The organism is Ruegeria sp. BG7, from assembly GCF_056535685.1.
The window spans coordinates 703,073-727,169 of record NZ_JBQFIU010000001.1 but is presented as its reverse complement, the minus strand read 5'-3'; the positions used below and the strand labels follow the sequence as shown (position 1 = coordinate 727,169).

Genomic DNA, 24,097 nt, shown 5'->3' with positions numbered 1-24,097 from the left:
GTTCACTTGGAGGTTCCGAAACCGTGCATACGGCGGGCCCACTGATACGCGACAACGGCGCCTTTCAAACGGGGCAGCAGGTACAGCGACAGAGCAACGCAACCGATTGAGAAACCGATGGCCATGGTCCAGGGGTCTGGCCGCCAATGGACGTAGGACACGTGCAAAGCAGGTGCCAGCAAGTGACCAACAAGAAGGATGGTCAGATAAGCCGGACCGTCATCGGCGCGGTGATGAAACAGCTCTTGCCCGCAATTCGAGCAGCTGTCATTGACCTTGAGATAGCTGTGCAACAGCTTGCCCTCACCACAGTTGGGGCACTTGCACCGAAACCCTTTGACAAGGGCGGGCCATGTTTCACGCTCTGTGTCGGTCGCGGTGTCGATCGTCTGATCCGTCATAATATAACTCGCGCATTAATCTTTGCGCGATAATGCGCTTGAATGGGCGGATTTGAAAGGGGGGTGCGTCGCTTTGCAACGCTCAGTACCCGATGCGCCGAAAACGCTTCTGATTCCATTCTCAATAAAATCCACTTTTCTGCGACGGAATTTCCGCTGCCCCGCGTTTGAATTGATATGAGCAGCGGCACTGGGGCCGCGTCAACAAGGGAAAACCGAAATGAAAAACGCGACATTCATCACGGCCATTGTTTTGTCCGCAGTAGCAGTTACAGGCACATCCGTTCTGGCTGCCGGAAAAGGTGGGCGCGAGCCTGTATCCTTTCAGGAACTCGACACCGATGGCGACGGTCAGGTGACGCAGCAAGAGATGGAGGCCCACCGCACCGCGCGTTTCACGCAGGCGGATGCCGACGGTGATGGCCAGCTGAGCCTTGACGAGATGCAAGCCGCTGCACAGAAAAAGGCAAGTGACCGCGTCGCCAAGATGTTCGAAAAAAACGATGCGAACAACGACGGGTTTCTGAGCCAGGACGAGTTGCCGAAACCCCGCCGGGCTGACAAGATGTTTGATCGGATGGACGCGGATAACAGTGGCGGAATCTCGGAACAGGAATTTGCCGATGCCAAAGACAAGATGGGGCGGCACCACAAGAAGAAGCATCACAATTCGGACGCAGACGATAGCTGATGCAGGATGGAGGATCTGACCTCCCACCCACAAGATGTCCGCGATGCGATGTGCAGCGCGGGCAGCCTCAGCGACGATGCGTTGCTGGGGCGCTTTGCCGATGGCGACGCCGAAGCCGCGCGGGTTCTTACTGACCGTCTTGGGCCACGGTGTTACTCGGTCGCGTTGCGCATGTTGGGCAATCGGGCTGAGGCGGAAGATGTGACGCAAGAGGCGATGATGCGTCTGTGGCAAATGGCACCGGATTGGGTGTCTGGTCAGGCCAAAGTCTCGACCTGGCTGTACCGGGTGACGCTGAACCTGTGTGTGGACATCCGGCGCAAGAAAACACCCGACAGGCTGTCGGATGTTCCCGAGCCTGAAGATGGTCAAGCCAGTGTAGTTGACCGGATGCAGGACGAGGCTCGCAAGGACGCGTTGCAGATCGCCTTGGCCGAATTGCCCGAACGGCAGCGACAAGCGGTTGTGCTGCGCCATATTGAAGAATTGCCCAACCCCGAAATCGCCGGGATCATGGGCGTTTCCGTGGAAGCGGTGGAAAGTCTGACAGCGCGTGGCAAACGAAGTCTGGCCGCTATTCTGGCGGGACGGCGCGAAGAACTGGGGTATGACAATGGCGGATAACGATCTGGAACTGGATCATTTGTTTGCTCAGGCGCGGCAACAACGGCCGGCCTTGCCAGACGATTTGGCCGTGCGCATTCAAACGGATGCCGAGGCGGTGCGCTTGGGCCGCATGAAATCCGCGCCACAACCGGGGCCTGCGTTGTGGGACAGGCTGGTGCGCAATTTGGGTGGCTGGCAGGGGTTGAGTGGCCTTGTTGCGGCCAGTGCGGCCGGAGTCTGGATCGGGTTTTCCGCGCCTGCCTTTTTGCCCGATCCTGCCAACCTGCTGACAACGCAAGAGACGGCCTTTCTTGTGGCCGACCTTGGCTATGACACGAGTTTTCTGGAGACCACGGAATGAACGCTGATCCCAAACCCAAACGCCGGTGGATGCCCGTTGTCCTGGTTGTGTCTCTGGCTCTGAATCTGTTGATCGTTGGCGTTGCTGTAGGCACTGTGTTGCGTCTGAAAGGCGGGGATCACGCCAAAGCACCGCCGGGATTTGGCCCGGCCTTGTACCGAGCGTTGCCAAAAGACGACCGCAAAGCGATGCGGGGTGAGCTGTCGGGGCTGCACAAAAAAGGGACCAGTGGTCGCAAACAGGATTTTGAGGCGATGAGCCAGGCTTTGCGCACGGTACCCTTTGATCCGGGTGCCGTTGAAGTGCTGTTGCTACAGCAGGCACAGGCAACGGCTGCATTGCAGGAGGCTTTGCAAACGCAATGGTTGGCGCGCGTTACCGCCATGAGCGATCAGGACAGACAGGCGTATGCAGATCGATTACAGGACATTGTCGAACGCGGCCCGCATAAACACAAGAAAAAGGACTAATCGGCTTTAAGCTGCGTTTTGCCGGACGCTCACCTGATTGCGACCGGCTTTTTTCGCCGCATAAAGTGCGGTGTCAGCGGACTTAATCAGGTTCTCAATATGTGGCGTGGGACTTTCTTGGTCGGGGAACGGGCCTTGGGACATTTTCATCCCGACGCTGACTGTCACGTTGACTTGCGGTCCCTGATCCAAGAGCTGAAACGGCGCACTGCAAATGCTGTCACAGAGGGATTCAGCGAGCCGCATCGCTTGTTTGGGTGTTACATTTGGCACGCCTATCATGAACTCTTCTCCACCGATACGGGCGACAAATCCGTTGGTGCCAAGGGCACCACGCATACGTTCTGCCGCCTGCTTCAGCACGAGATCGCCACTCGCGTGACCGTGGTCATCGTTGATTGCCTTGAAGTGGTCGAGGTCTGCCAGCATGACAGCAAAACTGTTTCCTGTTCGCGCAGATTCGCGTGCGATCTGGTCCAGCGCTCGCATAGCAAACCGGCGATTGTGCAGCCCGGTCAACGAGTCGATCCACGAGTCCGCAAGTCCCTTTTTCAGAGATACACGCATGTGATCCAGCCGGGCTTTGCGTGCGATTTGATTGTCCAGCCGAAGCAGGATCTCCTGCGCGCAGAATCCATCCAGGCAAACGGCGTCGGCACCTCGATCCAATGCCTCTGAAGCCTGAACGGCATTGTCGTCTTTAAGCACACCGATCAACACCGTGTTTCGCGTGACGTTACGCGATCTGAGATCAGCCAGAATATTCAGATCTGACGGATGAGCGCCCAATTCGACAACGATGGCGTCCGGGACAGCGCCAGACAGGACGCTTTGAAGGTTCGATTGCAGGTGCCAGGACAAAGAAAACTGACGCTGATCGTTGAGCGCCTTGTGCCACATGACGCCGGTTTGCGCGGCATGTGTCAGAATATGAACTTTCGCGGCTTTTGGCGGGCGGATAACGCTTGGTGCCGGTTCCCCGAACCCGATCGGCTGCGAACCGTTGCTGACCTGAAGGTCTTGAGTGGCAGCATGGGCACGCAACAAGCTTCGGATGCGCGCCAACAGCAAGGTATCCTTGAAAGGATGCGTCAGCACATCGTCCAACCCATCCTGCAAGGCACGCAGCCGCGCATCCCTGTCGTTTTGTGCGGCAAGTACAACAACTGGTACATCTTCAAGCCCGGGAACGGTCTTGGTCACCTTTTTGACATCCGCAGCTGTTCCATCTGGCAAGGTCTGAGCTGTCAGAACAAGATCAGGCTGAGTGCGACGCACAAGCGACAACAGCCCTTCAAGCTTTTCACCTTGGACTACGTGATACCAAGCCGCTGTCAGCTGAACTTTCAGCATGATGCGATTGGTTGCTACCCCGTCGAGGACAAGGATGGTTCCCTGCACAGACATAGTTGTTCACCGTTGATTGCATGCGTGAACAAAGTGTTTATGAGTCTGGTTAACAAACCCTTTCCAAAAGTGGATCTGAGCACAGTTTATGTCGATATCATCCGAATCCGCGGAAACGCTGGCTCTGACAGCTTTGGGCTGGTTGGCCGGAAATGAAGAGCTTTTTCCTGTATTTTTGGGCTCGACGGGCGCGTCGGTGCAAGATGTCCGCGAGCGTGCAGCAGACCCGGAATTTCTGGCGTCGGTGCTGGATTTTCTGGTACTTGACGACTCGTGGGTCATGGCGTTTTGTGATGCCAACGCGCTAGCCTATGATCTTCCTGCTCAGGCGCGGACGGTCTTGTCCGGCGGCGCTGATGTATATTGGACCTGAAATCCTCTTCCGCTGGAGAACTTGATGCCGATAGATGCAATCGTCTTCGATAAAGACGGCACGCTGTTTGATTTTGCAAACACATGGGGTGGCTTTGGCCGCTCTTTGCTGCTGCGACTGACCAATGGTGACACAACCCGCGCCGCCGAACTTGGAAAGATTATCGGCTATGACCTGGACCAAGAGCGATACACCGCAGACAGTATCGTTATCGCTGCGACTGTTGAAGAAATCGCCGACGTATTGGCCGCTCATGTCGACAGCATGACCGTTGAAGAGATCGTGGATCTGATGAACGCCGAAGCCGCCGCTGCCCCTCAGTCGCCTGCTGTTCCTCTGGTCCCGTTTCTGGAAAGTTTGCAGAATGCGGGGATTAAGCTGGGTGTGGCCACCAATGACAGTGAACATCCGGCCATGCAGCACCTTGAGTCCGCCGGGATTCGAGAGCATTTCGACTTTGTTGCGGGCTATGACAGTGGTCACGGGTTCAAGCCAGGCCCTGGTCAACTGCTGGCCTTTGCCGCGCATGTTGGGGTTGAACCTTCACGGGTGGCAATGGTCGGTGACAGCCTTCACGATCTCCAAGCCGGGCGGGCTGCCGGGATGACGACGATAGGTGTTTTGACGGGTTTGGCCGAAGCAGAGGCGCTGGCGCCCATGGCTGACGTCGTCCTGCCCGATATCGGACATATCCCTGAATGGTTGGCCAGCAAGTAAACGGTTAAATCCGGCAATCGACGGCCAAAATAGAAAACCGACATATTCTGTCGCAGACAGAGCGGCCATCATCGTGTCTTCCGGGCTTGCTTGTTTAAAGCAGGAATGGAGGCCGTGATGGGCGATACAACAACACGCAAGCGTCGCGGCGGTGGCCGCGCTGGGGCTGCAGCGCGCAGAGGAACTGCAGCGATCGATCAGATGCCCTGGGATCCGCCCATCAACATCGACCATCCCACAGAGCCCTTGGATCAGGCTGGCATCGAAGCGATCCATGACGGGGCCATGCGTATCCTGGAAGAGATCGGGATCGAATTTTACAATGAAGAGGCAATAGGCATCCTGCGTGAGGTAGGCTGTACCATCGAAGGTGACAATGTGCGCATGGGGCGCGACTTTGTCATGGAGATGATTGCGAAAGCCCCCAGTCAATTTTCGATCACGCCACGCAATCCGGATCGCAAGATCGAGATTGGTGGAAAGAACATTCTGTTCGGCAATGTCTCATCGCCGCCGAATTATTGGGATATGGAGATCGGCACAAAAGTTCCCGGCAACCGGGAGATGTGCCGAAATCTGTTGAAACTGACGCAATATTTCAACTGCATCCATTTCGCCGGAGGTTATCCGGTCGAACCTGTCGATATTCACGCCAGTATAAGGCATCTGGACGTCCTTTACGACAAGCTGACGCTGACCGACAAAACCATGCATGCTTACTCTCTGGGCAAAGAGCGCGTCGAGGATGTGATGGAAATGGTGCGCATCGCAGGCGGTCTGAGCCACGAAGAATTCGATGCCGCTCCACGCATGTACACCAACATTAACTCTACCTCTCCTCTAAAGCATGACCAGCCTATGATCGACGGGTGCCTACGGCTGGCCCGACGTGGACAGGCAATTGTGGTGACACCCTTTACGTTGGCCGGGGCCATGGCACCGGTGACAATGGCAGGTGCGGTGGCCCAGTCACTTGCCGAGGCGCTATGTGCTATAGCCCTGTTCCAATATGTGCGCCCGGGAACTCCGTGCGTGATCGGCACATTTACGTCGAATGTCGATATGAAAACCGGAGCACCCGCTTTTGGGACGCCGGAATACATGCGCTCGACCCAGATGACCGGCCAGATGGCGCGGTTCTACGGGCTGCCGATGCGATCGTCGGGTGTTTGTGCTGCAAACGTGCCCGATGGTCAGTCGATTTGGGAGACGTCAAACTCGCTTTGGGCATCCGTACAATCGGGCACCAACATGGTCTATCACGCGGCTGGATGGCTGGAAGGTGGCCTGATTGCAAGCCCGGAAAAGTTCATTATGGATTGCGAAATCCTGCAACAAATTCAGCGTTATATGAACCCGGAATTGACTGCCACCGGCCCTGATGAGATCGCGCTTGATGCGATCCGCTCAGTTGGCAATGACGGTCATTTCTTCGGCATTCAGCACACACAGGACCGTTATACCACCGCGTTCTATCAACCCTTCCTGAGCGACTGGAAGAACTATGAAGGGTGGGAGGTTGCTGGTGGCATTTGGACAGCCGAACGCGCCCACCACATGTTCAAAGAGATCATTTCGAGCTTTGACGCTCCACCAATGGACGAAGCCATTCGCGAAGAACTGGCAGAGTTTGTGGAACGCCGCAAAGCCGAGGGTGGCGCGCCGACAGATTTCTGAGCAATCGACAAATGTCGAAGTGATACCCGGTTGCATTCGCTGCAACTCAGGGTGGATTTTGTCTATTTGTTAAGATTTGTCAGCACAGAGTGCAGGGGACACCAAGTTGGGGTTTCCGATGCATGATCTGATCAATCGGGCGATACAGTCTTTTGTCTGCGCTACCAATGGGCAGGCCTGCTGGCTGCGTGTGACCGAAGATGCGCGGTTGGGGTTTCGCGAGTTTGAAGCCATGCTCATCTATGATGATGACATGACGACAAGAGTGTTGGATGCGCTGAGTGGCGATCTGAACCGACCAAAGGCCGAGATTCTTGAGGATTTGGGGACATATCTTGTGTCCCACCCGAACATGGAAGGGCTGCGTCGCCTGCTCAGGTTTGGCGGCGTAAGCTATGTAGAGTTTCTGCATTCGCTGGACGATCTGGCCGACCGGGTGCGGTTGGCCGTGTCAGATTTGACTTTGCCGGCCCTTGAGCTGCGAGAGCTATCGGCCACGGAGTATCAGCTATGCTCCTTTCCAGGCTTGCCCGGCTATTCCAGTGTCATGGTTGGTGTTTTGCGTGCCATGGCAGACGACTACGGCGCATTGGTCATACTGTCACATGAAGGGCAGCAGCAGGACAGTGACGTCATTTCCATCATGTTGGTTGAAAGCGCTTTCGCGGAAGGGCGTCACTTTGATTTGGGGGCGCACAGCAGATGACCGATACTTACGAACTTGCGGGCCTTCTGGAAACGCTTTGTCCAATGTTCCTGTTGGTCGAACAAGACGGACGAATACAACAAGCGGGGCCAACACTTCAAAAACTGCGACCAGAATTGCCGCTGATCGGGCAGAGGTTTCTGGAAGTGTTTGAGCTGATCCGTCCCAGAACAGTCACAACCATACCGGCGTTGTTATCGATGGCCGGGGCTAAGTTGCACCTGAAGTTCAAGGATGAACCGCGTACGACCCTCAAGGGCTTGGTCGCCCCTTTGCCGCGGTCCGGTGGTGCGGTCATCAACCTGTCATTCGGGATTTCAATTCTGGATGCGGTGCGGGATTACGCGCTGACAAGTGCGGATTTCTCGGGCACCGACCTTGCCATCGAACTGCTTTATCTGGTCGAGGCCAAATCTGCCGCGATGGAGGCGTCGCGGTCGCTAAACCTGAGGCTTCAAGGCGCCATGCTCGCCGCTGAGGAACAGGCCTATACCGACACATTAACCGGGCTAAAAAACCGCAGGGCCATGGATCACGTGCTGGCAAATCTGATCTCAAGTAATTCAACTTTTGCCTTGATGCATCTGGATCTGGATTTCTTCAAATCCGTGAATGACAGTCTGGGTCACGCTGCTGGTGATTTCGTCCTGCAACAGGCGGCCCGCATCATGATTGAGGAGACGCGCAGCGAAGATACGGTTGCCCGTGTTGGCGGGGACGAGTTTGTCATTGTTTTCAAAGACCTGACACGAGACGACAGATTGAAGGCAATTGCTGACCGACTCATCCAACGCTTGAACGAACCTATGATGTTTCAAAACCAACACTGTACTGTGTCAGCCAGCATCGGCACGGCTCTGTCCACTCAGTTTCAAGTTCCCAAAGCGGCTGATATCTTACATGCTGCAGATTTGGCTTTGTATCAGGCCAAACGGGATGGTCGATCGTGCCATCGGCTTTATTCGACACTGAGCAAGGCGCAATCCTGAACGTCCACCGAGGATCACGCTGATGCGAACGCCTCGGTGACCTTTTGCGCGATCTGCCGCTGAATGGGGGCGAGCTCTCCGACAACGGGCATGACGATACCTTTGAATTGGGCGCGCTCCAGCTCTTCGGGTACGTCTTCTAGAACATGACCTCCGGTACATGCGAAGAACGGTAGGCAAATCGCTTGATTAGATGCATCGCGCGCTGCTTCGGCAATCGAGGGCGGTTCTTCGACAAAGCCAACCCGGATCGATTGAAATGCAACCTGCCTGCCTAGCCGGTTCGCAAATTCATTGGCCACCGCCGATGGATTCCGGCTGCGGCCCGACCCGTGCGCAGCGATCACCAAATCCGTCGCATTGGCCGCCCAATGCTCTTCTCGCAACTTCGCTTCTAGCGCGTTCGCCGTCAGCGCGGGCAGATCGGGATCAATGCCCAAAGGATCCAAAATACGTGCCCTGTGATCTCCAACTCGCTTCGGCAGGGCACTTGTTACAAACCACCCCTTCGCCATGAAAAGCGGGTAGATGACTGAATTTTCAGGAAGGCCGTCCAATTTGGCCTCAAGCGCGCCGGGCTTGGCCAGCGTCGCAGAACTCACCGTTACATGTTCGGCCAACGCGTCGACCTTGGCTGCAAATGCAGCCAACGCGGCCTCAGCGGGATCTGGGTCAGAGGGCTGGCCGTGGGCGACGACTATGGCGTGTGGCATTCGGATCTCCTGCTGCGTTCTGCGATAGGTGTTACTGCGAAAACCGAAGTCAACACCTGTGTTAGCCCAGAAGGCTCAACCAAAGCCAGACGGTGATTATAGATGCTGCTGTTCCGATCAAAACGGACGAAGCCGCAACGCGTTTGGCGCGGCCATACATATTCGCAAAGATATAGGCGTTAAAGCCCGGTGCCATGGCGGCATTCAACACGCCTGATCGAAACAGGTCCTGCGGCAGGCCGGTGGATGTTCCGAATAACCAAACTAGGCTGGGGTGCAGCATCAGAGAGATGCAGCAGACAAAACCAATGGTGCGCAAGTCGCCTTCGGGTTTGTATTTAACCAACACACCCCCCAACGCAAACAGCGCCCCCGGTAAGGCGGCGCGGGTAACAAGCTCAAGCGCTTCGTCCACGACTGCTGGGATGACCAGACCAGTTATGTTGACGACAAAACCAAGCGCGATACCAAGAATCAGTGCGTTTTTGAACATCGCTGACAGAACTGATCGCGCCATATGTACACCGCCGTTGCCGCGATTGCGCACGACCTCCATCACCGTGATCCCAACGCCGTAACAAAACGGAGAATGGAAGGCGATGATCGCGTAGTTGCCCGTCAGGTTCTCAGGGCCATAAGCACGTTCGGTTATCGGCAGGCCCAGCAGGACCGAGTTGGAAAACAGACAACAGAATCCGATGGCCACGCAGTCTTCCCAGTCCCTGCCAAAAATGATCCTTGCTCCAAAGAGACCCGCAGTGAAGCACAACGCAGCGGCGGAATAGAAGCTGGCCAAAAGCCGGGGATCGAAACTGGCGCTAAGGTCCAGATGCGCGATGGCCAAGAACAACAGGCAGGGAATCGCAAAACCTTGGGTGAATTTCATCAACCCATCGACGTGCTCTTGTTTGAAATAGCCCGTGCGGGTCGCCGTGTATCCGGCACCGATCACAAGGAAGACCGGAAGAATGACGTCGATCAGGCTTTGCAGCATTTGGCCCCCGTGCGGCAGGCGCGCTGTGATATCTTGAGCGCGCGGGGCAGGGCCTTATTGCGCCTGATAGATCACCATCCCGTCAAAAGCGGGGGTGATATAGTCGGGAGTTTCCGCGTCAACCGTCGCATAGTCCAGATCGATATGCATATTGGTGAGCACCGCGCGTTTTGGTCGCAGTTGTTCGATCCATCCCAGCGTCTTTTCCAGATGCGCGTGCGTGGGATGCGGGTTGCGGCGCAATGCATCGATGATCAGCCAGTCCAACCCTTCCATCTCGGGCCAGGCGTCGTCGTAAATCTCGGCGACATCCGGCAGATAGGCCAGCTGACCGATGCGGAACCCAAGAGAGTCGATCGAGCCGTGGTTCACTTTGAACGGGCGCAACGTAATGGGCCCACCGGGACCATCGATGTCGAAAGGGCCATCAATGGATTTGAGGTCCAGGATCGGAGGATAAGGTGAACCTTCAGGCTGAATGAAGGCGTATCCGAAACGGCCCAGCAACGCGTTCTGTGTGTCCCCATCCGCCCAGACGGGTACGCGCGTTTTCATGTTAAACACGATCATGCGCAGGTCGTCGATCCCGTGTACATGATCCGCGTGCGAGTGGGTATAGACCACCCCATCCAACCGCCCGGTGCCGGTGTCCAGCAACTGGCTGCGCATATCCGGCGTGGTATCGACCAGAACCGAGGTCGTTCCATCCGGCCCCTCGCGTTCAATCAGCAGCGAGCAGCGGCGGCGCACGTTTTTCGGGTTTGTAGGATCGCAGTCGCCCCATTGGCCGCCCAGCCTTGGTACGCCGCCCGAGGAACCGCAGCCCAGAATTGTAAAACGCACCCCGGTCATGCAGCGGCCTTGTACAGCGCGGCCTTGGTGAACAAGCGGTCAAAATTGGCCTGTGTCTGGGCTGCAAAAGCGGCGTAATCCATGCCGAAAACCTCAGCCCCTTTCCGGGCTGTGTGGGCGGTGTAGGCGGGTTCGTTACGTTTGCCGCGATAGGGTGGTGGGGCCAGATAGGGCGCATCGGTCTCCACCAGAACGCGGTCCACCGGTGCGGTTGCGAAAATATCGCGCAACTCCTGGCTTTTGGGGAAGGCGGTGATGCCGGACATGGACAGGTAAAAGCCCAGATCCAGCGCGGCCTTGGCCAATTCGGCAGAAGAAGAGAAGCAGTGCATAACGCAGGAATAGGGTGCGTTGCGATACTCCTCGGCCAGAATTGGGGCCATGTCATCATCCGCTGCGCGGGCGTGAATGATCAGGGGCAGGCCAGTGCGCTGGGCCGCTTCGATATGGATGCGCAAGGATTGTTTCTGCACTTCCGCACTGTCGGCGGTATAGTGGTAGTCCAGACCAGACTCTCCAATACCGACGAATTTCGGGTGCTGGGCCAAGGCAACCAGTTCGTCGACCGACGTTATCGGCTCATCCGCCGCACTCATCGGGTGCGTGCCGGCGGCATAGAAGACGGGCGCATGGGCTTCGGCAATCGCACGGACGCTGGGTTCGTTGCGTAGCTTGGTGCAAATCGTGACCATGCGGGTCACACCAGCCTCGGCCGCGCGCGTGATGATCTCGTCCAACTGGCCGTCGAAATCCGGGAAGTCCAGATGGCAGTGGCTGTCGGTAATCTGGGGGGTGTCGCTCATCTGTTCTGACCGGCGGTTTCCTGTATCTTGAACACCGTATCTAGGACCAGAGCGGCAGGGTCAAGGTTCACCGCCTGACCATGCCGTGCGCGTGCCGTGATTGTCGCGGCGACTTCTGCCCAGCGGCGGGCTTGATCGGGGGAAGCCGAAAGACGCATCAGCGTTTCACCTTCGTTTGGGGCCGCTTCGGGAACGGGGGGGGTACCGGTTGCGCCAGTCAAAGCCAGCCGTGACAAGGCGACGTCGATCAGCGTTAGCAACAACTCGAAACGATCAGCGGCACCGCGCTGTGCTGCGGCTTCGGCCAACGCCAGTGCGCGTTGCCGGTCCATACGGGGCAGGGTGCCCAGAATGGCGATCAGCTCGGCATAAATGTCCAGACCGCCAAGATTGATTAACCGCACAGCATCCCCAACTGATCCTGCCGCAAGTGCGGCCAGGTGTTCAGTCTGGGCGGGAACTTCTGTTCCGGTTTGCGACAGGGCGGTTTGCATGTCCTGCGGACTCAGCGGGCCAAGGCGCAGCGTGCGGCAGCGCGACCGGATGGTTGGCAGCAAGCGCGAAGGTTGGTGCGATACGAGCAAAAGTGTGGTGCGCGCAGGCGGCTCTTCCAGCATCTTCAACAGCGCGTTGGCAGCACTGATGTTCATTTCATCCGCCGAATCCACAATCACCACCCGGCGTCCGCCATCAGCCGAGGACAGACCAAAGAACTTACCCAGCTTGCGGATATCGTCCACGACAATTTCGCCGCGCAACCGCCCCTGATCGTTTGGTGATCGGGTGACCACAGCCAATCCTGGTTCGGCTCCGGCCTGCATGCGATGTGATACCGGATGATCGGGATCAATTTCGAGCGTTTCTGGCGGCGGCGGCGCTCCGAACAAGCCGCCGTCATCTGCCGGGGGTGTGGCCAGCAAAAATCGCGCGATCCGCCACGCCAGCGTTGCTTTGCCGACGCCGCGCGGCCCGGTCAGCAACCAACCGTGGTGCAGCCTGTCGGAATTGTAGGCCGTCAGAAATGCGTGTTGAGCCGCGTCCTGGCCAAATAGCCGAGCGGTTTCGCGCGGATGCGGTGCACCCGGCACCTGATCCGGAGAAGGAGTATCGTCGCTCATCGTTTACCGCAAAGCTGCTTGAACGATATCTGTCACATCCTGCGCAACGCTGTCCATGTCCCTGTTGCCATTTACGACGCGAAACCGGCCCGAGAATTCATCAGCCAGCGACAGAAACCCTGCGCGCATTTTCTTTTGCAGATCGGGACCGAAATCCTCGAACCGCTCTTCGGTACCTTGCCTGCCTTTAGCGCGCGACAATCCCGTTTCCGGGTCCATATCGATAAGCAGCGTCATATCCGGCTCGCGGCCGATCATCAGGTTGTGCAATTGGTCTACCAGACTGCGCAGGTCGCCGCGTGACAAGCCCTGATACATACGTGTGCTGTCTGCGAAACGGTCGCAAATCACCACTTTACCTGCCGCAAGGGCGGGTTCGATGGTGCGCTCCAGATGGTCGCGGCGGGCTGCGGTGAACAACAGCAACTCTGTCTCGGCCGACCACCGATCCGGGTCGCCTTCCAGAACAAGGCGGCGAATTTCCTCAGCCCCCGGTGAGCCGCCCGGTTCGCGCGTCAGCACGACCTCATGTCCCTGCGCGCGCAGACGATCCGCCAGCATCCGCGCCTGGGTTGACTTGCCTGATCCGTCAATGCCTTCGAAGGTCAGAAATAACCCTGCTTTCGTCACATCGACTCCAGCGGGTTGTTGATCACGTCTTTCAATACGATGCCGCCAACCGTCAACATGCGCACGACAAAGCCACCGACGGCCACGTCCTCGGCTGCCACCAGTGGGCGCCGGATCTCGGGCAGTCCTTCGGGCTTGATCACCAGTTCAGCCAGTTGCTGTCCTTTTTGGACTGGCGCGTTGATTGGGCCGTCATACACAACTTCGGCCTCGACATTTTGAGTCCCCAGAACCGGGAACAGCACGTTCAGATCACCTTCGGCAACAAGCCCGACGGTCTTTTTCTCACCCATCCACAGTTGGGCTTCGGCTATCGGCGTTTCCGCGTTGGCAACTGTCCTCTCGACAAAATTTCGAAACGACCAGTTAACCACGGCCTCAGCCTCCTCTGCCCGCTGGCCGGTGGTGTCGAGCCCGGTCAGGACGAAAATGACACGCCGGTCACCTTGTTTGGCAGAGCCGACAAGGCCATAGCCGGCCTCTTGCGTGTGGCCGGTTTTCAAACCGTCCGCGCCGATATCCAGCTTCAACAACGGGTTGCGATTGCGGGCATTTGACGGCGCGCGACCGTCGAATTCAAAAACCTCCTCGGCGAAGAGAGGGTAATATTCAGGGAAGTCCGAAATCAAGCGATCCGCAAGAACGGCCAGATCATGCACTGACATCATATGACCGGCGGCAGGCCAGCCGTTCGAGTTGGCAAAATTGGAATTGTTCATGCCCATTTGCTGCGCGCGTTGGGTCATGTACCGCGCAAACCCGGCCTCGGTTCCGTCGGGGCTAAGTGCTTCGGCGATAACGACGCAGGCATCATTGCCCGACAAAACGATGATGCCGCGCAGCAGGTCTTCGACGGTGACGCGGTCCTGCGTGTTCAGGAACATGGTCGAGCCGCCATAGCTCATCGCGTGTTCGGACACGGGCAGGGTTTCATTCAGTGTCAGTCGGCCATCGCGCAAAGCCTCGAAGGCCACATACAGCGTCATCAGCTTTGACATCGACGCGGGCGGCAGGGGCTGGTCGGCGTCTTTTGACAGAAGAACAGTGCCGGTGGTCTGGTCAATCACATAAGCTGCGCGAGCTGTGGTATCAAAAGCGTGTGCGGGCAGTCCCATGAGGGCAATCCCCATGGCCAGAACGGATGTGCGCATCGAGGCTGGCATGCTGCGTCTCCCTGTTTCAGTCGGATACGGTGAACGCGTCTTTGAAGCCAAGGTCTTTTACGTCCTTCTGAATGGCTTTGCGTTCGGCCCGGGTTGCGGCAGGGCCAACCAGCACCCGCCAGACGGTGTTATTTGCGGTTTTCAGTTCCCGAACAACTGCGGACATACCGTTCCTGCGCACCTTCTGTGCGGCAGAGTTGGCGTTATCCTCGACGCTGAAGGTTCCGATCTGAACAAACGGTTTGCTCAGCGGTGATGCGGTGGTCGCGGCAGCCGCAGCCGTCGCCGCTGCTGGTGTTGCTTCGGTCGCATCAATTGCGGCGGCGGCACCTTCGATCGGGTCCAGTGGCGTTTCAGTGATCTCTGCGGGATCCTTCTTTTGCCACCATTTCCGCTTGGCGGGTTTCTCGGCCGGGGCTTCGACCGGCGCATCTGACAAAGCCGGAGAGGTTACGGCAGCAGCAGCCTCGGTTGCAACTTCGGCGCTATCTGTGGCTGCATCTGTTGCAGCCGCTGCGGTTCCAGCGGCAGCAGCAGCGGGTGCTTTCTTCTGCCACCACTTCCGCTTGGCCGGTTTTTCAGCGGGCGCTTCGGTTTGCTCCTCTGCGGTTTCCTGAGCAGAATCGCTGACCGTTTCCGTTTCTGCTGTTGTGTCCTCTTCGGATTCCGAGGCGCTTGCTACAACAGCGGCGGTACCGGCAGCAGCAACTGCGGGCTCTTTCTTTTGCCACCATTTCCGTTTGGCGGGCTTTTCAGGATCACCCGTGGCTTGGCCATCGGCTGCTGTATCTGCCGATGCGGTCTCGTTTTCTGCGGTTACGTCCTCAGCTTGTGGTGATTCTTCAGCCGTGGGTTCTTCGATCTTCTCGCGACGCAGCGCCACAACGCTAAGCTTTGTAGGTGACCCTGCCAGCAATCCAAGCTGTTCCGCTGCAGCGGATGAGACCTGAAGCGCCGGACCGGGCAAGTTACGCTCGCGCCGGAACAAGGCACCAGTCACGGATTTGTTGTTGGCGGTGTTTTTGATCACAACACGCTCGGGTTGGTTCACGTCTGGATGTGCCACCCATATGCCCCCCAGCGAGGGTCGCCCATCCCAAAGCCCCGCTTCGGTAACGCGGAAAACGTCCGGTGCTTCTACGTCGCGCTGCGAACCACTGGTCACCTGGGGTATAAGTTCGATTTTCCCATCGTTGTCCTGGGATTTTTCGGCGGTTTCAGCTGTACCCAAAGCCTCTTCACATCCGGCCAAAATCGTCAAAGTCAACGCCAGATACGCCAGCCTTTTGGGCCCCGGGCGTGTCTCGATCGCTCGCTTCATCTGCTTATCCCTTGCCTGAAGGGGTTTCGTTTCACGAACCCCGTTGCCGGTCTGCTGGTTCTGTATGCCAGCCTGTTACGGTCTTTACACCCAATCATAACGTGGCTGAAGGGTCATGGAAAGAGCGCTGAAAACTCTTCGGCAAGATTTCCCGTTTTCGACTTGCCTCTGAGCGAACTTGGCCTTAGACCCGGCTTCCGACGGGGAGGTGGCAGAGTGGTCGAATGCGGCGGTCTTGAAAACCGTTGGGCGTGAGAGCGTCCCCAGGGTTCGAATCCCTGTCTCCCCGCCACTCATACCTGTCTCACTTCAGTTGTGTTTTCTGACCCGAAATTGTGCCGCAATTCCCGCGCGTTGGCGCATGCGCTTTCAATCAGAGACGAAGCAAACCGTACATTCAGAGGACAATTCAGGCGCAAGTCTCAGTGTCGCATTTTGGTGGGGTCGCTTTGGGCTGGATTTCCCTGATAACCTGCAATTTACAGGGAATTTTCGCAAACCGGGACTGATTTCCGTCATTTCTTCTATCAGAACTGTATGTTTTCAGAGGTTTATGCTGCAAATTCCCTAAAAGGCGGAACAGGGAATTTTCTCGTGGGAACAGGGAATTGTGCCGACGGATCAGGGAGGGCGAACCCTGTATCAGGGACGCAGGATCTGGAGATGTCAGAAGCCGAACAGGCGTTCCTGTTCGGACCATTCAAGTGGGTGGGTCACGCTGACCAGACGCTTGAGTGTGAGTTCGGGCGGCTGGGTCCCGTCGAGAATCGCCGTTTGAATCTTCGGTGAGAGAAAGGCGAGCTGAGCACGGGTGCGGATGAAGGCGTCAGGGACGCTTTCGCGGCGGGCAATCTCCATCAGTTGAACTCCGGCCTTCAGATCACGGGCCCAGCCATGTGCGCGGATCAGCATGGACCGGAGGTGGGGATCAGGTTGGGGTGCCATGTCTCCGGCGATGACCTTGGCCTCGACGCCGCGGCGGCGCAGATCGAAAGATGCGGTGACGTGGGTGAGATCCGGGTGCAGATGATCGGCCGCGATGCCAAGTGCGCTTGCCAGAGTTTTGGGGTTAAATTCGAGGTCGATCTGTCCTCGTGCAAGTTTGCCTTTGGCCAGAAGAGCAGCGCCGATCTGACAGCCTTGGCCTAGAAGCCGGGTTACTAAATCCGCAACTGAAGTCTGAACTGGCTCGGCTGACCCGGCCTCCGGTTGCGCCAGTACTTGGTGCGCCGCGGCGGCGTCTTGCAAATGTCTGACGATGACGTCCATGACGGCGTGTTCCAGCGCCGGGCCGGGCAGTCGCCAGCCAGAGATATCCTTGCCACCTGAGATCAGTCGATTGGAGATATAGTAGCGCAACCGTCGGCCTTTGCGCGTGGTGTGGGTCGGCGTCAACCGATCACCAGTTTCGTCATACAGCAGACCGGTGAGCCAGGCCCCGGGGTCAGTGGAGCGTTGGCGCGCATCGGAGTCGCCGCGTGCCCGCGAGCGGTTGGAGGCCTGTCGCATTTTTTCCTGCACCCGGTCCCAGATGTCCTGATCGATGATCGCCGGATGTTGTCCGTCCCAGATCTTATCCTTGTGGCGGATTTTTCCGAGATAGACCGGATTGCGCAGCAGGTAATAGATTTGACCCCGTGACAGCGGACAATCCCCCTTCACACTGCCATCTGTCCGAACAACCCGTTTTGACCGCAGCCCTTCTGCCGTTGCCCGTTCTTCTACTTTGCGCAGGCAACCCAGCTCATCATAAAGCCCAAAGAGATGCCGGACCGTTCTGGCCTCCTCTTCATTCACCACCAGCGTTCTTGCCTTCGGATCGGGGTGGCGATCATAGCCCAGAGGCAGGTTGCCACCCATCCAAAGCCCCTTATTCTTCGACGCTGCAATCTTGTCGCGAATACGTTCGGCGGTGACTTCCCGTTCAAACTGAGCAAAGGACAACAGCACATTCAGCGTTAACCGGCCCATGGAAGATGAGGTATTGAAGGCCTGCGTGACGGACACAAAAGAACAGTTTGCCTGTTCGAGCCGGTCGACCAGCTTAGAGAAGTCGGCAAGCGACCGGGTCAGCCGGTCAATCTTGTAGACCACCACCATGTCAATACGCCCGGCATCGATCTCTTCAAGAAGGCGCTGAAGGGCGGGGCGCTCTAGGGTGCCGCCCGACAGGCCACCGTCATCGTAGCGCCCGGACAGCAGGGTCCAGCCTTCATGTCGCTGGCTTGCGACATAGGCCGCGCAGGCCTCATATTGCGCATCCAGCGAATTGAAGTCCTGATCCAGACCATCTTCTGAGGACTTGCGCGTGTAGATGGCGCATCGGATTTTACGGCGCGGGCTCATTTGGCGGCCTTGCCGGTGAGCCCAAGGAAACGCGGCCCCGACCAATGCGCGCCGGAAATCTCTCGGGCGATGGCCGAGAGTGAGCGATAGGACCGACCGTTCCAAGTGAAGCCGTCTTCTGTAACGTCGACTACATGGGTCACACTATTCCACTCGCGTAGCAGGCGCCCGCCGGGTTTTAGGGCAGGGCATGTAGGCCGGGGTTTCTTCCCAGAGCCCTTTTCCAGCGTGGCTTTGACTTGACGGGGTAGCCTGCCATGACGGCGGGACTGCATCTCAAAGGCGATAAAGCGGCGCAGGAAGGGTTGGCTGAGCATGGCGGGGGCGGGTTGATCAAACAGTTGCTGCCAAAGCGTGACCAGATCCGATCGTCCCATGACGGCCAGATCGGCAACATCGCTAGTCTTGGTCATGACTCTTCTCCTGTTCCCACCGTCAGGTGATAGGTGGAAGAACCATCTGGTTTGTCGGATGTCCGCCTTTCAATTGTGACGCCTTTTTTCCGCAGGCCGCTTAGAGCCGCTCGGACCGAATGAAGCTGCCACCCCGTTGCTTTGCAGAGCGCCTCAAGGCTGGCGCCGCTCGGGCGACGCAACAAAGCTTGAACCTTGTCAATTTTGGTTTGCTTCCGTTTGGACATGAACTGTCTCCTCTGATCTTGGGTCAGCGAGATGCCGAACCCCGGTACCGAGGAGCGCCCGAATGGCTCGGGCGTGGGTTCAGTGATGCGTGGTTGACGGCAACAGTCCAGCTCTTTCTGAAACGATTACTGGAGGCGTGTGTTTTGAAGTGCGACGCTGCCGTACCCCCGATTATTCGTCAACAATCTTAATTGGTTACTTTTAGTTTGGGGGGTTGCGTCTCGTATTGATGGCACCTACATTCGACCTAATCGCCCGGACTATCGGGGCGGGAAACTGCTCCCGCAGGCAGCACTCATTGGAAACACAGGTTTCCGCCGAGAGCATTCAAAGGAGCAACGTCTCGGATCGATTGGTCCGGGGAGTTGCGATTTGTGCTCTCTCCGATTTTCCAACGCGATCCCTCCATCTCGACGTCCGCGCGGCGTCACGCAAAAGGAGGCGGTTATGCCTGCTGAAAACACACACAGCGACGTCCAGGCGTCCAATACGCCTATCTGGATGGCGGAGAAAGTTATCCAATCCCAGATCAGCCAGATCAAGCCCTACGCCAACAACAACCGCGTGCACGCGGCCAAGAATGTCGACAAACTGAAGGCATCGGTGGCCCAGTTTGGCTTTGTCACTCCGATCCTGTTGGATGCTGAAGGTACCATCATCGCGGGTCATGGTCGCTATGAGGCCGCCAAGGCCCTGGGGTTGAATTCCGTACCGACTGTTGTCGCGGATCACTTGTCAGAAGCGGAAGTGCGCGCTCTGCGCATTGCGGACAACAAGCTGGCGGAATTGTCCGACTGGAACGAAGCTGCTCTGCAGATTGAGTTTGCCGAGCTGATGAATCTCAGCCTTGATGGCGAGCTGGATTTTGATCTGGACATCACAGGGTTCGAAACACCGGAGATCGACATCATTATCGACAGCGTCGGTGAGGTGACGGAATCTGTGGCGGAAACTGTTGAGACGCCGGACCCTGCGGCACCCGTAGTCACGGAGCCGGGCGACCTCTGGGTTCTCGGAGATCATCGCATTTTCTGCGGGGACGCCCTTCAAACCCAGAGCTACGACACCTTGCTGGAAGGCGAGACCCCGCAGATAGTCTTCACCGATCCGCCTTACAACGTGCCGGTCAATGGGCATGTGCGGTCCGGCAATAGCGCCGAACACCGCGAGTTTGCCATGGCGTCGGGAGAAATGTCGGATAGCGAGTTCCGCGGCTTTCTTTCAGGCGTGATCACCCAGTTGTTTGGCCGTCTGCCAGACGGGCGTATTGCGATGATCTGCATGGACTGGCGTCATATCGAAGAGTTGATTGCGGCGGGCAAGGCAGGTGGCTTTGATCTCATCAATCTCTGCGTCTGGAATAAAACCAACGGAGGGATGGGCAGCCTTTATCGTTCCAAGCATGAGCTGGTTGCGATCTTCAAGAAACCAGGTGCTGCGCATGTCAACAATGTCGAATTGGGCAAGCACGGGCGCAACCGGACCAATGTCTGGGATTATACCGGTGTGAACAGCTTTGGGGCAGGGCGCGAGGCGGATCTCGCGGATCATCCCACGGTGAAGCCGACAGCTCTGGTTGCAGATGCCATCATGGATGTGAGCCACCGCGGCGACGTCGTGCTGGACGCCTTTGGCGGGTCCGGGGCGACCTTGCTGGCAGCAGAGAAAACCGGGCGGCGGGCGCGGCTCATTGAGCTCGACCCGGCCTATGTCGATGTCGCCATCCGCCGTTGGCAGGAGATGACTGGTGAGAACGCCGTGCACGCGGTGACAGGCGAGACGTTCGATGCGCGTTCTGCGGCCAACGATACCACTTCAGAACAGGAGGTGGGTCATGTCTGACGATACGAAAGACTACGAGGTGGGTTACGGCAAGCCGCCCAAAGCGACCCAGTTCAAAAAAGGCCGATCCGGCAATCCGAAAGGGCGGCCGAAAGGTGCCAAAGGGGTGAATGCCAGCTTGAAACGCGAATTGGAAACCAAGATTACGGTTCGCGAAGGCAGCCACGAAATCCGGATTTCCAAGGCTGAGGCAATTGCCAAGCGGTTCACGGCAGGCGCGTTGAAGGGCGACACGAAATTGTTGATGGCGCTGCTTAAGCTGGACACAGATCTGTTCAACGCAAGTGAATTGGACGCGCAAGAAAGCGTCCGTACGGTTGAGCCGGACGCTGTCGACTACGACATCCTCCGGGATTTCTTTTCCAGCCAACTGGACGGTGACGGTGATCTGGAAAACGAGGAGGCGGAAGATGACGACTCCTGATCCAAAAATCGTGCAAGCCGCTCGCGAGGTTTGCCGAGACAATATCTTTCCCTTCGTGTGGCGTGTGTTTGGCACGCTGCACCAGGGAACTGACCGCAGCTTTGATCCGGCCTGGCATGTGCGGGCCATGTGCCATGAGTTGGACAATGTCCGTCGAGGCGAAAACAAGCGACTGATCATCAACATCCCGCCACGTTGCCTGAAATCGGTCACCGTGGCCGTTGCATATGTCGCTTATCTTCTCGGTCATAACCCCAGCGCCAAGATCATCGTTGCCAGCTATGGGTTGGATCTGGCGCGCAAACATTCCGAAGATTGTCGTCGGATCATGTCTGCGCGCTGGTACCGGGAAATGTTCCCTGAAACGGTCTTGGCTAAAAAGGGCAACACCTCAGAAGAAATCCGCACCACAAAGGGAGGCAGCCGTAAGGCTGTCTCCATTGGAAGTTCTGTCACCGGTCATGGCGCCGATTACATCATCATCGATGACCTGCTGAAAGCCGGAGATGCCGGCTCCGAAGCCGAGCTGGTCAAGGCGCAGGAGTTCATTGAGGGGACCTTGTTGTCGCGCTTCGACAATCCGGCCGAAGGGCGTGTGGTTATGGTTGCGCAACGGTTGCACGAGATGGATCCGCCGGGTTATCTGCTCGAACGCGGGACCTACCGGCATCTGAATCTGCCTGCCATCGCAGAAGGCCATGAGGTGGTTCCTCTTGGGCGTGGAAGGGTCATGCGCCGCAAACCGGGTGATCTCCTGTGCCCGTCCCGTTTGGATCAGCAAACGCTGGATACCAAGCGTCGCGAAATGGGCGCGGCCGTGTTCAATTGCCAGTATCAGCAGAACCCCATTGCTCCCGACGGGTCGCCCTTGCGCTGGGAGTGGTTTGGCACCTACGAGACCATCGAAGATCGCCGCTGGTTCCAACTGGTGGTTCAGAGCTGGGATACGGGCATGTCGGCAGACCCCCGGTCTGATTTCTCTGTCTGTACAACCTGGGGGTTCCGCGAAAATGCGTGGTATCTTATCGACGTCTGGCGCGGGCAGGTAGACTACCCAGACCTGAAAGCCAAGGCACTGCAACTTGTCGGCCGTTGGGATCCCGATCGTGTCCTGATCGAAGATGCGGCCTCCGGCAAACCTCTTTTGGACGAATTGTTTCGTGATGACCGTCGGCGCTACGAACGCATTAAACCCGACAAGGACAAGGAAACCCGGTTCCAGTCCGCTTGCGGTCCTGTCGAAGAGGGCAAGGTTTATCTGCCTGCAGATGCATCCTGGCTGCCGGTATTCAAACGGGAGCTTCAGTCCTTTCCACGCGGACGCAACGACGATCAGGTCGACAGCTTTGCCCACTTTCTGAACTGGTCCAAGGGACCGGGCTTCTACCGGGCATTGGGCCGCGACCACCGGATCAACATCGAACGTCGGGAGCGTAATCGAGAGAGGGTCAGGCGACGGTAGGATCTCGGAGTTGAGCTTGAAAACTCGTTGAATAGTACTGGGAGGGCCGATGTCGGACCAATCCTGAGAGCGGCCCCAATGACCGCTCGCAACCACAAACCGGTCTAATCGCTAATGCCGTCGGATGACGGCTTTGAGCCCAATGCAGACATTTGGATCAAGCGAAGCATCTGTCGAAAGGGACTAGAAACGTTCATTCGCTGCGTCCTGCGCCTTGGTTCACGAAGCAAAGTTAAGCCGCCATTGCTTTTTCATTCTGTACTAGTCCACACTGACTCTCCGTGAATGGTAAAGGGAGAACTCGATGAGCGAAGAAACGATCGGATTTGTTGGTGTTGGCTTGATGGGTCAAGGTATGGCCTCGAATCTGTTAAAAGCCGGCTTCACAGTTAACGTGATTGCTCATCGAAACCGTGGGCCTGTTGATGAGTTGGTCGCTGAGGGCGCGACGGAGGCGGAAAACCTCGCGGAGCTTGCGGCAGTATCGTCAGTTACCCATATTTGTGCGCCCGGCTCTCCTCAGGTCGAGGCAATCGTGGCCGCCATGATGCCAACCATTCAGGCCGGTAGCGTCGTTGTGGATTGTTCCACGTCAGACCCGAATTCCACTATGGCACTCGCGACTAAGTTAGCGCAGGCCGGTCACCATATGGCGGACGCGCCGTTGGGCGGGACACCCGTGCAGGCACAGAACGGAGAGCTGGCGACCATGGTCGGCGCTGATCCTGTTGTTTTTGAGCGGTTGAAGCCTGTTATCTCAGCTTGGGCAAAGACCATCGTTCACATCGGCCCATGTGCTGCAGGGCACAAAATGAAGCTTCTGAATAATTTTCTTTCACTGGGATACGCGGCGCTTTATTCGGAAGCGTTGGCACTGTCCGAAAAAGTCGGAATATCCACCAAGGAATTCGACTCTGTCATTCGTGGCAGCAGGATGGATTGCGGGTTTTATCAAACCTTCATGGGGTACGCCGTTGAAGGCAATCGAGAGTCCCACAAATTCACTCTATCCAATGCTCTAAAAGACTTGCGTTACCTAGAAGCCATGGCAGATGAAGTGGGGTTGTCCAATCCAATCGGAAACGCCGCAAAAAACAGTTTTGCAATGGCGCTCGCCGCTGGGGGTGACGGACCGAACGACTATGTTCCTCACCTTGTGGATTTCGTAGCTGCGAGAAACGGCGTATCCAAGGCTTGATTCTGGTCGCATTGCACACGCAGTTTAATGCGAACTCTTTAAGATGCGGCAACAAGGATTTCAGGTAGTCCCACCAATCATGCTGAGGATCAAAACTTAGAAGTCTTTTTGCTTTGGCGTTTGAATAGAAGGTTTCATCCTGCGTCATTTCCTTCTTAACATCAAAGCCTTCGTAAAACCGCGCTACTAACT

At 57.2% G+C, this 24,097-nt stretch carries 26 protein-coding genes and 1 tRNA gene; 14 read left to right on the top strand and 13 right to left on the bottom strand.

All coding sequences use genetic code 11. The features are described 5' to 3' along the window. Positions 1-2 precede the first annotated feature (2 nt). Complete coding sequence (locus ACR3EH_RS03585; protein ID WP_171092142.1) at positions 3-401, bottom strand: DUF983 domain-containing protein; 399 nt, start codon at positions 399-401, stop codon at positions 3-5. 220 nt (positions 402-621) lie between these two features. On the opposite strand from ACR3EH_RS03585, the gene ACR3EH_RS03580 reads away from it, so the two are divergent. The 4 genes from ACR3EH_RS03580 to ACR3EH_RS03565 are packed head-to-tail and all read left to right on the top strand — an operon-like array spanning position 622 to position 2,529. Then, the gene (locus tag ACR3EH_RS03580) at positions 622-1,092 is read left to right on the top strand and encodes an EF-hand domain-containing protein (protein ID WP_171184851.1); all 471 of its coding nucleotides are present in this window, start codon (positions 622-624) and stop codon (positions 1,090-1,092) included. A gap of 6 nt (positions 1,093-1,098) precedes the next feature. Next, positions 1,099-1,716: an RNA polymerase sigma factor gene (locus ACR3EH_RS03575; RefSeq protein ID WP_171184849.1), complete on the top strand. Its 618-nt coding sequence runs from the start codon at positions 1,099-1,101 to the stop codon at positions 1,714-1,716. Beyond that, positions 1,706-2,059, top strand: coding sequence for a hypothetical protein (locus tag ACR3EH_RS03570; protein ID WP_253762007.1), 354 nt, complete (start codon positions 1,706-1,708; stop codon positions 2,057-2,059). Before ACR3EH_RS03575 ends, ACR3EH_RS03570 begins: the two co-directional genes overlap by 11 nt. Next, positions 2,056-2,529, top strand: a complete 474-nt coding sequence (locus ACR3EH_RS03565) for a periplasmic heavy metal sensor (RefSeq protein ID WP_171092134.1) — start codon at positions 2,056-2,058, stop codon at positions 2,527-2,529. Before ACR3EH_RS03570 ends, ACR3EH_RS03565 begins: the two co-directional genes overlap by 4 nt. Before the next feature lie 6 nt (positions 2,530-2,535). Here the strand turns inward: ACR3EH_RS03565 and ACR3EH_RS03560 are convergent, their stop codons facing one another. Then, a complete protein-coding gene (locus ACR3EH_RS03560) occupies positions 2,536-3,936 on the bottom strand; it encodes a diguanylate cyclase (RefSeq protein ID WP_171184845.1) in 1,401 nt (466 codons plus the stop codon). A gap of 88 nt (positions 3,937-4,024) precedes the next feature. Here ACR3EH_RS03560 and ACR3EH_RS03555 point away from each other — a divergent pair, with 88 nt between their 5' ends. The 5 genes from ACR3EH_RS03555 (at position 4,025) to ACR3EH_RS03535 (ending at position 8,398) form a co-directional block, all read left to right on the top strand. Then, positions 4,025-4,309 carry a DUF3572 domain-containing protein gene (locus tag ACR3EH_RS03555; RefSeq protein WP_171184843.1) on the top strand — a complete coding sequence of 95 codons (285 nt, stop codon included), beginning with the start codon at positions 4,025-4,027 and terminating at the stop codon, positions 4,307-4,309. A 24-nt stretch (positions 4,310-4,333) separates the two neighbouring features. Next, positions 4,334-5,026, top strand: a complete 693-nt coding sequence (locus tag ACR3EH_RS03550) for an HAD family hydrolase (RefSeq protein ID WP_171184841.1) — start codon at positions 4,334-4,336, stop codon at positions 5,024-5,026. 117 nt (positions 5,027-5,143) lie between these two features. After that, the gene (locus tag ACR3EH_RS03545) at positions 5,144-6,703 is read left to right on the top strand and encodes a trimethylamine methyltransferase family protein (protein WP_171184840.1); all 1,560 of its coding nucleotides are present in this window, start codon (positions 5,144-5,146) and stop codon (positions 6,701-6,703) included. Positions 6,704-6,821: 118 nt separating this feature from the next. Continuing rightward, a complete protein-coding gene (locus ACR3EH_RS03540; protein WP_171675438.1) occupies positions 6,822-7,409 on the top strand; it encodes a heme NO-binding domain-containing protein in 588 nt (195 codons plus the stop codon). Further along, entirely contained in the window at positions 7,406-8,398 is a 993-nt protein-coding gene (locus tag ACR3EH_RS03535) for a GGDEF domain-containing protein (protein ID WP_171675440.1), read from the top strand. The genes ACR3EH_RS03540 and ACR3EH_RS03535 overlap by 4 nt, the downstream gene beginning before the upstream one ends. Before the next feature lie 14 nt (positions 8,399-8,412). Here ACR3EH_RS03535 and ACR3EH_RS03530 read toward each other — a convergent pair whose 3' ends face one another. The 8 genes from ACR3EH_RS03530 to ACR3EH_RS03495 form a co-directional block, all read right to left on the bottom strand. After that, entirely contained in the window at positions 8,413-9,111 is a 699-nt protein-coding gene (locus ACR3EH_RS03530) for a CbiX/SirB N-terminal domain-containing protein (RefSeq protein ID WP_171184836.1), read from the bottom strand. 61 nt (positions 9,112-9,172) lie between these two features. Beyond that, a complete protein-coding gene (locus ACR3EH_RS03525; RefSeq protein ID WP_171646694.1) occupies positions 9,173-10,105 on the bottom strand; it encodes an AEC family transporter in 933 nt (310 codons plus the stop codon). Between the two features lie 54 nt (positions 10,106-10,159). Beyond that, a complete protein-coding gene (locus ACR3EH_RS03520) occupies positions 10,160-10,957 on the bottom strand; it encodes an MBL fold metallo-hydrolase (protein ID WP_171184831.1) in 798 nt (265 codons plus the stop codon). Next, positions 10,954-11,760 (bottom strand): TatD family hydrolase, encoded by an 807-nt coding sequence (locus tag ACR3EH_RS03515; RefSeq protein WP_171184830.1) that lies wholly within the window; start codon positions 11,758-11,760, stop codon positions 10,954-10,956. Before ACR3EH_RS03515 ends, ACR3EH_RS03520 begins: the two co-directional genes overlap by 4 nt. Then, on the bottom strand, positions 11,757-12,878 hold the full coding sequence (locus tag ACR3EH_RS03510; protein WP_171184828.1) for a DNA polymerase III subunit delta': 1,122 nt from the start codon (positions 12,876-12,878) through the stop codon (positions 11,757-11,759). Before ACR3EH_RS03510 ends, ACR3EH_RS03515 begins: the two co-directional genes overlap by 4 nt. Positions 12,879-12,881: 3 nt before the next feature. Beyond that, positions 12,882-13,508 carry a dTMP kinase gene (tmk, locus tag ACR3EH_RS03505; protein WP_171184826.1) on the bottom strand — a complete coding sequence of 209 codons (627 nt, stop codon included), beginning with the start codon at positions 13,506-13,508 and terminating at the stop codon, positions 12,882-12,884. Beyond that, positions 13,505-14,671, bottom strand: coding sequence for a D-alanyl-D-alanine carboxypeptidase family protein (locus ACR3EH_RS03500; RefSeq protein ID WP_171184824.1), 1,167 nt, complete (start codon positions 14,669-14,671; stop codon positions 13,505-13,507). Before ACR3EH_RS03500 ends, tmk begins: the two co-directional genes overlap by 4 nt. A 16-nt stretch (positions 14,672-14,687) precedes the next feature. Then, positions 14,688-15,992 carry an SPOR domain-containing protein gene (locus ACR3EH_RS03495; protein ID WP_171184822.1) on the bottom strand — a complete coding sequence of 435 codons (1,305 nt, stop codon included), beginning with the start codon at positions 15,990-15,992 and terminating at the stop codon, positions 14,688-14,690. Between the two features lie 202 nt (positions 15,993-16,194). Here ACR3EH_RS03495 and ACR3EH_RS03490 point away from each other — a divergent pair. Continuing rightward, a tRNA-Ser gene (locus ACR3EH_RS03490) sits at positions 16,195-16,284 on the top strand. A gap of 374 nt (positions 16,285-16,658) precedes the next feature. Here ACR3EH_RS03490 and ACR3EH_RS03485 read toward each other — a convergent pair. From ACR3EH_RS03485 to ACR3EH_RS03475, 3 genes are read right to left on the bottom strand one after another with little or no spacing between them, the layout of a single operon-like run. Beyond that, on the bottom strand, positions 16,659-18,338 hold the full coding sequence (locus ACR3EH_RS03485) for a recombinase family protein (RefSeq protein ID WP_171675442.1): 1,680 nt from the start codon (positions 18,336-18,338) through the stop codon (positions 16,659-16,661). Beyond that, complete coding sequence (locus ACR3EH_RS03480) at positions 18,335-18,751, bottom strand: DUF2924 domain-containing protein (protein WP_171646702.1); 417 nt, start codon at positions 18,749-18,751, stop codon at positions 18,335-18,337. The genes ACR3EH_RS03485 and ACR3EH_RS03480 overlap by 4 nt, the downstream gene beginning before the upstream one ends. Further along, positions 18,748-18,978: a DUF3489 domain-containing protein gene (locus tag ACR3EH_RS03475; RefSeq protein ID WP_170554399.1), complete on the bottom strand. Its 231-nt coding sequence runs from the start codon at positions 18,976-18,978 to the stop codon at positions 18,748-18,750. The genes ACR3EH_RS03480 and ACR3EH_RS03475 overlap by 4 nt, the downstream gene beginning before the upstream one ends. Positions 18,979-19,426: 448 nt before the next feature. Between ACR3EH_RS03475 and ACR3EH_RS03470 the strand changes: the two genes are divergently transcribed. From ACR3EH_RS03470 to ACR3EH_RS03455, 4 genes are all read left to right on the top strand, one after another. Then, positions 19,427-20,821 carry a site-specific DNA-methyltransferase gene (locus ACR3EH_RS03470; protein WP_253746360.1) on the top strand — a complete coding sequence of 465 codons (1,395 nt, stop codon included), beginning with the start codon at positions 19,427-19,429 and terminating at the stop codon, positions 20,819-20,821. Continuing rightward, positions 20,814-21,245, top strand: coding sequence for a DUF5681 domain-containing protein (locus ACR3EH_RS03465; protein ID WP_171675383.1), 432 nt, complete (start codon positions 20,814-20,816; stop codon positions 21,243-21,245). Before ACR3EH_RS03470 ends, ACR3EH_RS03465 begins: the two co-directional genes overlap by 8 nt. Next, positions 21,232-22,707: a phage terminase large subunit gene (gene terL, locus ACR3EH_RS03460; protein ID WP_171675444.1), complete on the top strand. Its 1,476-nt coding sequence runs from the start codon at positions 21,232-21,234 to the stop codon at positions 22,705-22,707. Before ACR3EH_RS03465 ends, terL begins: the two co-directional genes overlap by 14 nt. Before the next feature lie 304 nt (positions 22,708-23,011). Continuing rightward, positions 23,012-23,905 carry an NAD(P)-dependent oxidoreductase gene (locus ACR3EH_RS03455; protein ID WP_171119805.1) on the top strand — a complete coding sequence of 298 codons (894 nt, stop codon included), beginning with the start codon at positions 23,012-23,014 and terminating at the stop codon, positions 23,903-23,905. Positions 23,906-24,097: the final 192 nt, after the last annotated feature.

What these genes read in the sequence shown, in the direction of transcription:
- ACR3EH_RS03455 (WP_171119805.1), top strand. Translation starts at nt 23,012, where the DNA reads ATGAGCGAAGAAACGATCGGATTTGTTGGTGTTGGCTTGATGGGTCAA.
- ACR3EH_RS03465 (WP_171675383.1), top strand. Translation starts at nt 20,814, where the DNA reads ATGTCTGACGATACGAAAGACTACGAGGTGGGTTACGGCAAGCCGCCC.
- ACR3EH_RS03560 (WP_171184845.1), bottom strand. Translation starts at nt 3,936, where the DNA reads ATGTCTGTGCAGGGAACCATCCTTGTCCTCGACGGGGTAGCAACCAAT.
- ACR3EH_RS03470 (WP_253746360.1), top strand. Translation starts at nt 19,427, where the DNA reads ATGCCTGCTGAAAACACACACAGCGACGTCCAGGCGTCCAATACGCCT.
- ACR3EH_RS03535 (WP_171675440.1), top strand. Translation starts at nt 7,406, where the DNA reads ATGACCGATACTTACGAACTTGCGGGCCTTCTGGAAACGCTTTGTCCA.
- ACR3EH_RS03495 (WP_171184822.1), bottom strand. Translation starts at nt 15,992, where the DNA reads ATGAAGCGAGCGATCGAGACACGCCCGGGGCCCAAAAGGCTGGCGTAT.
- ACR3EH_RS03515 (WP_171184830.1), bottom strand. Translation starts at nt 11,760, where the DNA reads ATGAGCGACACCCCCCAGATTACCGACAGCCACTGCCATCTGGACTTC.
- ACR3EH_RS03570 (WP_253762007.1), top strand. Translation starts at nt 1,706, where the DNA reads ATGGCGGATAACGATCTGGAACTGGATCATTTGTTTGCTCAGGCGCGG.
- ACR3EH_RS03525 (WP_171646694.1), bottom strand. Translation starts at nt 10,105, where the DNA reads ATGCTGCAAAGCCTGATCGACGTCATTCTTCCGGTCTTCCTTGTGATC.
- ACR3EH_RS03500 (WP_171184824.1), bottom strand. Translation starts at nt 14,671, where the DNA reads ATGCCAGCCTCGATGCGCACATCCGTTCTGGCCATGGGGATTGCCCTC.
- ACR3EH_RS03585 (WP_171092142.1), bottom strand. Translation starts at nt 401, where the DNA reads ATGACGGATCAGACGATCGACACCGCGACCGACACAGAGCGTGAAACA.
- ACR3EH_RS03540 (WP_171675438.1), top strand. Translation starts at nt 6,822, where the DNA reads ATGCATGATCTGATCAATCGGGCGATACAGTCTTTTGTCTGCGCTACC.
- ACR3EH_RS03475 (WP_170554399.1), bottom strand. Translation starts at nt 18,978, where the DNA reads ATGTCCAAACGGAAGCAAACCAAAATTGACAAGGTTCAAGCTTTGTTG.
- ACR3EH_RS03555 (WP_171184843.1), top strand. Translation starts at nt 4,025, where the DNA reads ATGTCGATATCATCCGAATCCGCGGAAACGCTGGCTCTGACAGCTTTG.
- ACR3EH_RS03520 (WP_171184831.1), bottom strand. Translation starts at nt 10,957, where the DNA reads ATGACCGGGGTGCGTTTTACAATTCTGGGCTGCGGTTCCTCGGGCGGC.
- terL (WP_171675444.1), top strand. Translation starts at nt 21,232, where the DNA reads ATGACGACTCCTGATCCAAAAATCGTGCAAGCCGCTCGCGAGGTTTGC.
- ACR3EH_RS03565 (WP_171092134.1), top strand. Translation starts at nt 2,056, where the DNA reads ATGAACGCTGATCCCAAACCCAAACGCCGGTGGATGCCCGTTGTCCTG.
- ACR3EH_RS03480 (WP_171646702.1), bottom strand. Translation starts at nt 18,751, where the DNA reads ATGACCAAGACTAGCGATGTTGCCGATCTGGCCGTCATGGGACGATCG.
- ACR3EH_RS03580 (WP_171184851.1), top strand. Translation starts at nt 622, where the DNA reads ATGAAAAACGCGACATTCATCACGGCCATTGTTTTGTCCGCAGTAGCA.
- ACR3EH_RS03545 (WP_171184840.1), top strand. Translation starts at nt 5,144, where the DNA reads ATGGGCGATACAACAACACGCAAGCGTCGCGGCGGTGGCCGCGCTGGG.
- ACR3EH_RS03485 (WP_171675442.1), bottom strand. Translation starts at nt 18,338, where the DNA reads ATGAGCCCGCGCCGTAAAATCCGATGCGCCATCTACACGCGCAAGTCC.
- ACR3EH_RS03510 (WP_171184828.1), bottom strand. Translation starts at nt 12,878, where the DNA reads ATGAGCGACGATACTCCTTCTCCGGATCAGGTGCCGGGTGCACCGCAT.
- ACR3EH_RS03530 (WP_171184836.1), bottom strand. Translation starts at nt 9,111, where the DNA reads ATGCCACACGCCATAGTCGTCGCCCACGGCCAGCCCTCTGACCCAGAT.
- ACR3EH_RS03575 (WP_171184849.1), top strand. Translation starts at nt 1,099, where the DNA reads ATGGAGGATCTGACCTCCCACCCACAAGATGTCCGCGATGCGATGTGC.
- ACR3EH_RS03550 (WP_171184841.1), top strand. Translation starts at nt 4,334, where the DNA reads ATGCCGATAGATGCAATCGTCTTCGATAAAGACGGCACGCTGTTTGAT.